Source organism: Microcoleus sp. S13_C3 (genome assembly GCF_036700905.1).
Lineage (GTDB): Bacteria > Cyanobacteriota > Cyanobacteriia > Cyanobacteriales > Microcoleaceae > Microcoleus.
Genome location: NZ_JAUBPT010000241.1, coordinates 1 through 8020 on the forward strand (window position 1 = coordinate 1; position 8020 = coordinate 8020).

An 8020-nucleotide genomic window follows, 5' to 3' on the forward strand; every position below is an offset into this window, starting at 1 on the left:
CCTGAAGTTTGTTCGCCATATTCGATTTCCTCTACTTTTACCCTATATTTTAGTGTACCTTCATAGTGAATTGGTATTACCCTGGGTTTCTTGGTATATTTCTCGTGACTCGTCGCAAAACTCGTAGAAAGCGGGTGTCTAGCCGCCCCATGCGTAAGCCCTGCACTTTCACTGCAATAACGAGAGTGAAAATTTATATCTGCGCCAGGGATAACAGCGGAAATAAATAATCTGATAGCCGTTTTGTTGTATGGGTTGATTTAGAGGAACATCTAAGGGAAGTTGACCGAGATATTCGTGAGAATCTGTGGTGAGAATTGTGACATCAATGCCTTGGGAAGCGAGGGCCGCAGAAAGTCCGAGTACCATTTGACTTGGCCCGCCGTATACCAAGGAAATTGAGGGGATAATTTGGAGAATCCGCATCAGGGATAGTTATTTAAATCAACATACCAACATCTCCCATTACAAATTTAATTATCTGCAAAAGGTTGCCCGTCTAGCTGTTCAGCTTCCTCTCTCTTTGTTGCTGTAATTTGGGTATTGTGAGCCATTGTCTTGGAAAATTCATACATTTCACTGGCTTTGGCTTCTGCGGCTTTCACAATTTCAAGGATTTCCAGGAGTTGGCTTTCATCTGGTAATTTTTTCATTGCAATGCTTCTAATCTCTCAACTACTTTGTCTATCATACTTCTCGATTCTGGAGCCATCTTTAGCAAGGCTGCTAAATAATCTCCTGCTTTTTGAACATCTTCATCGGGCACACCAGCCATTAATACATTGCCCACCATGTGCTCTGCTTGTAAGCGAACACCTGCTACGCAGAATTGAAAATTACTGATCAAAGAAAAGTATTGCATCAGTATTTCATTTTGCGGAAAAAGAGACATGGCTCTTCTAAGTGCAAAAAGTCCCAACGTTGCTTGGCGCTCGCTATCGTCTAGTACCTGGTAGAGCTCGTCAACCAAAGAGCGTATCTCGGAAGGAATAGACATTTACCAAAGTTTTTATTTAACACTTGCATTATAGCTAAAAGTTACAACAATTCTTTGTAGAATTCCAACAACTGCTCAGCTAAAGCTTTATTGGTATAATTGCTCATCGCTCTATGATAACCCCGATCGCCCAAATCTGTCGCCAAATCCTGCCCCTCCATCAATTTCTGCAAACACTCTCGCAAAACCCCTGCATTTCCTTCTGGGAATAATAACCCCGCATCGCCGATGACGTGGGGAATTTCCCCGCAGTCGGAACCAATAACCGGAATGTGACAGGCCATCGCTTCAATTAAAACGTGACCGAATTGTTCTTTCCAGCCCACAGTGGTCAAAGTTTTGAATTTATAGCTGGTTTGCGAAGGCAATACCAAACAGTTCATTAAGTTAATGTAGGGGGGAATTTCTTCGTGGGAAACGCTTTCTACCCAGATTATTCGGTCGCTGATTCCCCATTCAATACATTTCTCGGCGAGGTGCGTCCGCAATTTTCCTTGTCCTACTAACAGCCACTGCCAAGAGATTTTTTTCAACCCTGCCAAAGCTTCAGCTAAAGTCAACAATCCTTTTTCTTCGACAAATCGCCCTACAAATCCTACCACAAAATCGGTCGGTTTAATGCCGAACCGACGCGATAAATCAGCGTCTTTACCAGTGGGGCGAAACAAAGCTTCATCTACTCCGAGTTGTGGCATTACTTTTACCGCACCTTGATAGCCCCGCTGCCGCAAAATTTTAGCTCCATCTAGGTTGCCTGCAATAATTCCGTCGGTGTGCTGAAGATTGTAATTTTCTAAGACTGAAACCGGCCAATTCAATTGATAAGGCAAATTCCACCAAGTAAATAATATATTTTTGGCTTGCAGTTTGAGCAGTTTGTTTAGTAGAATCAACTGAGCGCAAGCAATAGATTTTGACCCTTGTTCAACTTGAATTATCTGCGGTTTAATTTTTTGCAGAACTTCAATTAAATCTATACCAAAAGTTAGTAACCCTTGATTGTTTTGACTAAAGTTGGAGACTGGGACTACTTTAAATGAGCCTTTTTCATAAAATTGCGTTTCTATAATTTTATTTTGTACGCCTCCCGGTTTCCAACGCTGCGGCACTACAACTGTTACTTCAATATCGGGTTCTAGGTTGGCTAATATCTTGAATTTTTCCCGATTAATGTCCACAATATAGGTGTGACTAGCCACGAGAATTCTCATTTATTGGGAATGGGGAATGGGGCATGGGGAATGGGGCATGGGGCATGGGGCATTGGGCATGGGGCATGGGGAATGGGGCATGGGGCATGGGGCATTGGGAATTGGGAATTGGGAATTATTGAGCGTTAATCTTGTCTTGATGGGTGTAAGTTTGTCCATCATTCCACAGAGATTGAATTAGGGTATTTATAGCACTGAGAAAACCCAGGATATAAAAAGCAAATCTAGTTATAATTTTAATGGGCGAGGCGCTTTTATAACAAGGTGGATTTCCCAAAACGTGGCAGTCAAACAGTTTGGCAAAAAATCGCAGGCATTGAAAGGCTGTTAAATTTTTCAATCCCATGAGGAAATGGTTGTGATAAAATGTGACTTGATACTCGATCGATCGCGTGCTGACATCGTGACATCCGCCGCTTTCTTCCCCCAAGTGAACTAAACACGCATTGGGATCGTACCAAATTTTCATGCCAGTCGATCGCAATCTCAAACAAAAATCCGACTCCTCCCGCACCGCACTCCCTGCAAACCGCTCGTCAAACATCAGCCCGCATTCGGCAAAAACCTGTCGGCGAAATGACATATTGCAGCCTCTAGCCGAGAGCACCTGCTGCGGTTTGACTGTATGCACTAAATCGATAAAATACCAGGCAATGCCCGCATCCATAGCTTCTGAGGGCAAATATTCGATCGCCAAATCGCCTCCAGAATTATCCAGTTTCATTCTGTCAAAAACCCTGCCCGCCACACATCCCACATCGGGTTTTTCTAAATAATTGCCAGCGTGAGCCGCCAAAAAACCATCTGGCAATCGTACATCATCATCAATAAATAAAATAATCTCTCCAACTGCGCGCCGCACTGCATAATTTCGAGCAGCAGGCAAACTCGCCCAATCTACTCTAAACCAGCGAATTTGGGCAGCATTTGCCAATTCCTCTAAATAAACTTGAGTTTCCGATTCGTGGGTGCGAGTTTGATCGATTACCAGCACTTCAAAATTCGGGTAATTTTGCCCAATCGCATCAGCCAATGTCTCTCGCAGGGGCTGCTCGCGGTTGTAGGTGGGTATCACAACAGAAATCATCATCACACAATTGAGTGAAAATAAAGTTAAGGGTAGGCAGGATGCCTGCCCCACTCGTTATTTTTGGAGAAGTTGATTAAAACTCGAAATTAATAGTTAGAAATTTTGATTTATGAATTTTGAATTAAAAGATTTCAACTCAAAACTCAAAACTCAAAACTCAAAAGTTTTAGGAATTCCCCCTTTCCATCAGATAGCTATGTGTTGCTGAACTGCTAAAACTAAATTTTCAGTCCAGAAATTAGCCAATTCGGCGCTGGCCGCTTCCACCATAACTCGAATTAGCGGTTCAGTGCCAGAAGCGCGAACCAAAACCCGTCCCTGTTCTCCCATTGCTGTTGTAGCACGTTCGATCGCACTTTGCATTTCCTCGCACTCGTGCCATTTCAGGCGTTTTTCGCGATCGTCCACCCGAATATTTCGCAACAACTGCGGATAAGTTTGGAAACTGCCACTTACCAATTGTGCCAAAGATTCCCCCGACTGGCGCACCAGCGAAGCCAAATGCAAAGCTGTCAGCAAACCGTCGCCGCTGACACCATAATGCGGACAAAGAATGTGTCCCGACTGTTCGCCACCCAACATCGCACCAGTGCGCTGCATTTCAGCGTGAACGTACTGATCTCCCACGTTGGTTCTAGTTAGTTTGCCCCCCAATTCTTCCCAAGCTCGCTCGAAGCCGAGGTTAGCCATTACAGTAGAAATAATTAAATTGGATGGTAACTGTTCCGAGTCGCGCAACTGCCGGCCCCACAGATAAAGAATGTAATCGCCGTCAATCGTTCGACCTTGGTTGTCAACACACAAAACTCGATCGGCATCGCCGTCAAAAGCAAATCCCAAATCGGCATTGTGTTCCAAAACAGCCGCATGCAAACTGTCGAGATGAGTAGAACCGCAGTTAACATTAATACGATCGCCATCAGGAGAGTCGTGCAAACAGATCACATCTGCCCCCATTTGCGCGAACACCGCCGGCGCCAGACCCGCGGCAGCCCCCCAAGCCAAATCCAAAACTATCCGCATTCCTTCCAAATTCATCTCTTGCAGCGAATCACAGAGGGAAGTGGCATAATCTTTAACCAACTCAGAGCGATGGTAGTGGTGTCCCCAACCGAAGCTAGCAACCGGAACCTTTGCCCCCCGGATTCCCGCTTCGATTTGTTCCTGCAACTGCTGCGACAGCTTGGAGCCGTTTGAGTCGAAAAATTTAATGCCGTTGTCTTCTGGGGGATTGTGAGAAGCCGAAATCATCACTCCGCCGACCGACTCCGAAACGCTTGCCAGATAAGCAACGCAGGGAGTGGGACACAATCCCAAATTCCAAACTTCTAAACCGGCGGCCGTCAAACCCGCTGACAGTGCCATTGCCAGCATATCGCTGGAATTCCTGCTGTCTTGCCCCAAAATCACAGGCCCCTGGTTGGAGGAATTTTGCCGTAGAACTTGTCCAGCCCAGAAGCCCACTTGCAGGGCTAGGGGTGCATTCAGCAATTCTCCAACTTTCCCGCGAATGCCGTCTGTTCCGAAGAGTTTGGTATTGGGCAGGGGGAGGCTATCTCCCACCAGAATCGTATCGCGTTTGACTGGCTGTACCGAGTTAGCAGCCGGAAACTCGCTGCCACGAGGGCGCGAAGGTGTCTGAACCATATTCACTCCTTTAGGAATATTCACACTCACAGTTTGGGTTCATGTTACAACTGAAAGTCTTTATTTTCAGCCTAAACTCCATTTATTTCGTCAATTGCTGAAGCAACTTGCTTTGACAACCTACGCACCAAGCTTAACTTCATCGGAAAAATTTGTATTGTACGCAATGGAAAAACTTTTAGTACCGGGGGCGCCAACGCCAGGAAACCCGGTTTCTTTTTGCCTGCAGGAGTGACGCTGCTGCGGTTTGAGCCTCTCAGCAACTGCGGGTATAGAAGGTTAATGCTGTATTGCCGTATATTTTATGGCGGCAAATTTCTAGGCCGGAAATTGGTTGTGTCGATCGCTCCGGGCTGTGTTCGACGGCCATTTCGCCGAGGAGTGCTAGCATTTCTTGGCTGGCGATCGTGTTTAACACAGGTTCGTACAAATCGCTGGCGTAGGGCGGATCGAAGTAAATGCGATCGAACTGCTGCCCCGCTAGTGTTGCCAACTTCGCCGTCGCGTTTCCCCGCAGTATTTGGAATGTTTGGGACGAGTCTGCTATTTTCTCCCAGTTTTCGCGGATAATCGCACAAGCTTTCGCCGACTGTTCGATGCCAGTGACACTCGCGGCTTGACGACACAAAGCTTCTGCACCCATCGAACCGCTGCCGGTACAAATGTCAAGCCATCTGCAATCTGCGATCGTCCCTTGCCAAATATTAAATAAAGCTTCTCTGACTCGCGAAGGTGTAGGGCGAGTTGCGAGTCCCGGCAGGGTTTTGATTTGGCGATTGCCACTGATTCTTAAAGTCATTTAGGAAGAAGGAAGTTCGGCAACGGATTGTGTAACGGATGTAACGGATGTAACGGATGTCAGGAAGAAAAAAGAAGGAAGTTCGGCAACGGATGTAACGGATGTCAGGAAGAAGGAAGAACACTTTTAAAAATGTCAAACCCGGTTTCGGCAATCTACCGGGTTTTTTTTAAGATTCATGCCACCTAAGCAGGTACTTTTTCCCTCACCAGACTGACAAAATTTGACAGCATTTGCAATCCCGTACTCGAAGACTTTTCCGGGTGAAACTGCACGGCCATCAAATTGTCTTTAGCTATAGCCGCCGTCACGTTTTGACTACCGTGAGTCACAATTGCCGATCGCACTTCCAACTCCACCGGATCGACATAATAAGAATGCACGAAATACACCCAAGGATCGGACGGTAAATTTTGCCACAGCGGCAAATTCTGCTGAGTAAATTGCAATTGATTCCATCCCATGTGCGGAATTGTCAAACCCGGTTCCGAGCGAAATCGGCGCACTTTTCCCGCAATAACGCCCAATCCCGGTTCTACGCCTTCTTCGGAACTTTCAAACAAAATTTGCAAACCCAAACAAATGCCTAAAAAAGGTTTTCCAGAGGCGATCGCCCTTTTTATCGGTTCTATCAAATTGCGCGATCGTAAATTCTGCATTGCCGGGTCAAACGAACCCACCCCCGGCAAAACCACCGCATCAGCCTGCTCGATTATAGCAGGAGAATCTGTAATTTTTGGCACTGCACCCACATTTTCCAAGCCTTTACAGACTGAGTGCAGATTGCCCATGTCATAGTCCACTACTGCAATGACAGACATTGACTTACTTGCCTTATATGATCGATATCAGTATTATTGCATACAATTAGTCATTAGTCATTAGTCATTAGTCATTAGTCATTAGTCATTAGTCATTAGTCAACAGTTAACAGTCAACAGTTAACAGTCAACAGTCAACAGTCAACAGTCAACAGTTAACAGTCAACAGTCAACAGTCAACAGTTAACAATCCCCCATCATTTATGACTACGAAAATCCTGCTAACCTCATTTGATACTTGGCTTCCCCATCAGCAATCCAACTCTTCCGACGACTTATTAGCCAAGATTTCCCAAATCAAATCTTTGCCTTATTCCCTGGCTTTTTTGAGGAAACTGCCAGTAGATTTTCAGCTAGCACCTAATTTAGCGATCGCCGAAATCAACCAGATCCAACCTGACACTATTATCTGCTGCGGCATGGCCGAAAGTCGGCAAAAATTAACCGTAGAATCCTGCGCTTGCTGCGATAGCGACATTCTGAAAACCCCAGTTAATCTCGAACCGCTAGTCGCTGATTTAGCCGCAACAGAAATCAGTCACGAAGCAGGAAAATTTGTTTGCGAAGCCCTGTATTATGCGGTTTTAAAACACCTTGCAGATTCTCAACTTAGCACCAAATGTATTTTCGTACACGTACCAATTTTGACAGAAGAAAATGCCGACAAAATTGTCGCCGATTTTTTATTAATTTTAACTCGCCTCCCTTAACAACTGACAACTGACAACTGACAACTGCCAGTTGCCAACTGCCAGAGGTCATTAGCCGCCGTAATTCCAACCGGTGCTTTCTAGCAGCAACGGATTGCCTTCTCGGTGGACGCCGGCTGCCAAAACTTCTCCCACATAAACCGTGTGATCCCCGTGTTCCACAGCCCCGACAACTTTGCACTCGATGTAACCCAGAGAATCCGAGATAATCGGACAACCAGTTTCCGCGCCCGGATAAAATTCTACATCCTCAAATTTATTGCCAACGCGGCGCTGCTGCTTGAAGAATTTCTGGGCTAAGTCTTTTTGGCCTGCTTCTAGGAAACTCAAAGCAAAGACACCGCTGGCTTTGATCATGGCGTGGGATTTGGAGTCTTGCTTGACGCAGTTGACAACTAAGGGAGGGGTAAAGGAAGATTGCATCACCCAGCTAGCGGTGAAACCGTTGACTTCCTCCCCGTCTTTGACACCGCAGATGTACAATCCGTGAGGGATTTTCCGCAAGATGGTCTTTTTAGCTTGTTCGTCTAGCACGGGCTTACCTGTTCGATCGATAATTCTACATCGCCCAGTTTACCAATGTCGGGCCCACAAACCCACCTGTCTTCAGGGCTATTCGCTAATATTGCCTTTTTCGAGCCCAAACTTGACCAAGAAAAATGGGATACAAGCCCCTTCTTCAGTGGCCGGCTTTTGGTTGAGTCGAGGGGGGATAGTCGGGTAAGGTTCAAGCGTCACCGCTCTC

At 46.0% G+C, this 8020-nt stretch carries 10 protein-coding genes; 1 reads left to right on the forward strand and 9 read right to left on the reverse strand.

Annotated features, from left to right (window positions below; translation table 11 throughout):
• Window positions 1-168 precede the first annotated feature (168 nt).
• The 8 genes from QUA16_RS34485 to hisH all read right to left on the reverse strand — a co-directional run bounded on the left by QUA16_RS34485 (window position 169) and on the right by hisH (window position 6565).
• Complete coding sequence (locus tag QUA16_RS34485; RefSeq protein WP_333109120.1) at window positions 169-426, reverse strand: hypothetical protein; 258 nt, start codon at window positions 424-426, stop codon at window positions 169-171.
• 47 nt (window positions 427-473) lie between these two features.
• Window positions 474-653 carry a hypothetical protein gene (locus QUA16_RS34490; RefSeq protein WP_333109119.1) on the reverse strand — a complete coding sequence of 60 codons (180 nt, stop codon included), beginning with the start codon at window positions 651-653 and terminating at the stop codon, window positions 474-476.
• Window positions 650-997, reverse strand: coding sequence for a hypothetical protein (locus QUA16_RS34495; protein ID WP_333109117.1), 348 nt, complete (start codon window positions 995-997; stop codon window positions 650-652). The genes QUA16_RS34490 and QUA16_RS34495 overlap by 4 nt, the downstream gene beginning before the upstream one ends.
• Before the next feature lie 41 nt (window positions 998-1038).
• Window positions 1039-2208, reverse strand: a complete 1170-nt coding sequence (gene hpsO, locus QUA16_RS34500; RefSeq protein ID WP_333109115.1) for a hormogonium polysaccharide biosynthesis glycosyltransferase HpsO — start codon at window positions 2206-2208, stop codon at window positions 1039-1041.
• A 115-nt stretch (window positions 2209-2323) separates the two neighbouring features.
• Entirely contained in the window at window positions 2324-3298 is a 975-nt protein-coding gene (hpsN, locus tag QUA16_RS34505) for a hormogonium polysaccharide biosynthesis glycosyltransferase HpsN (protein ID WP_333109113.1), read from the reverse strand.
• Window positions 3299-3484: 186 nt separating this feature from the next.
• Window positions 3485-4945, reverse strand: coding sequence for a phosphoglucosamine mutase (gene glmM, locus QUA16_RS34510; protein WP_333109112.1), 1461 nt, complete (start codon window positions 4943-4945; stop codon window positions 3485-3487).
• Between the two features lie 256 nt (window positions 4946-5201).
• Entirely contained in the window at window positions 5202-5744 is a 543-nt protein-coding gene (gene rsmD, locus QUA16_RS34515; protein ID WP_333109110.1) for a 16S rRNA (guanine(966)-N(2))-methyltransferase RsmD, read from the reverse strand.
• 185 nt (window positions 5745-5929) lie between these two features.
• The gene (gene hisH / locus QUA16_RS34520) at window positions 5930-6565 is read right to left on the reverse strand and encodes an imidazole glycerol phosphate synthase subunit HisH (RefSeq protein ID WP_333109109.1); all 636 of its coding nucleotides are present in this window, start codon (window positions 6563-6565) and stop codon (window positions 5930-5932) included.
• A gap of 203 nt (window positions 6566-6768) precedes the next feature.
• Here hisH and QUA16_RS34525 point away from each other — a divergent pair, with 203 nt between their 5' ends.
• Complete coding sequence (locus QUA16_RS34525) at window positions 6769-7275, forward strand: pyroglutamyl-peptidase I family protein (RefSeq protein ID WP_333109108.1); 507 nt, start codon at window positions 6769-6771, stop codon at window positions 7273-7275.
• 51 nt (window positions 7276-7326) lie between these two features.
• Here QUA16_RS34525 and QUA16_RS34530 read toward each other — a convergent pair whose 3' ends face one another.
• Window positions 7327-7809, reverse strand: a complete 483-nt coding sequence (locus QUA16_RS34530) for a flavin reductase family protein (protein ID WP_015178074.1) — start codon at window positions 7807-7809, stop codon at window positions 7327-7329.
• Between the last annotated feature and the right edge of the window lie 211 nt (window positions 7810-8020).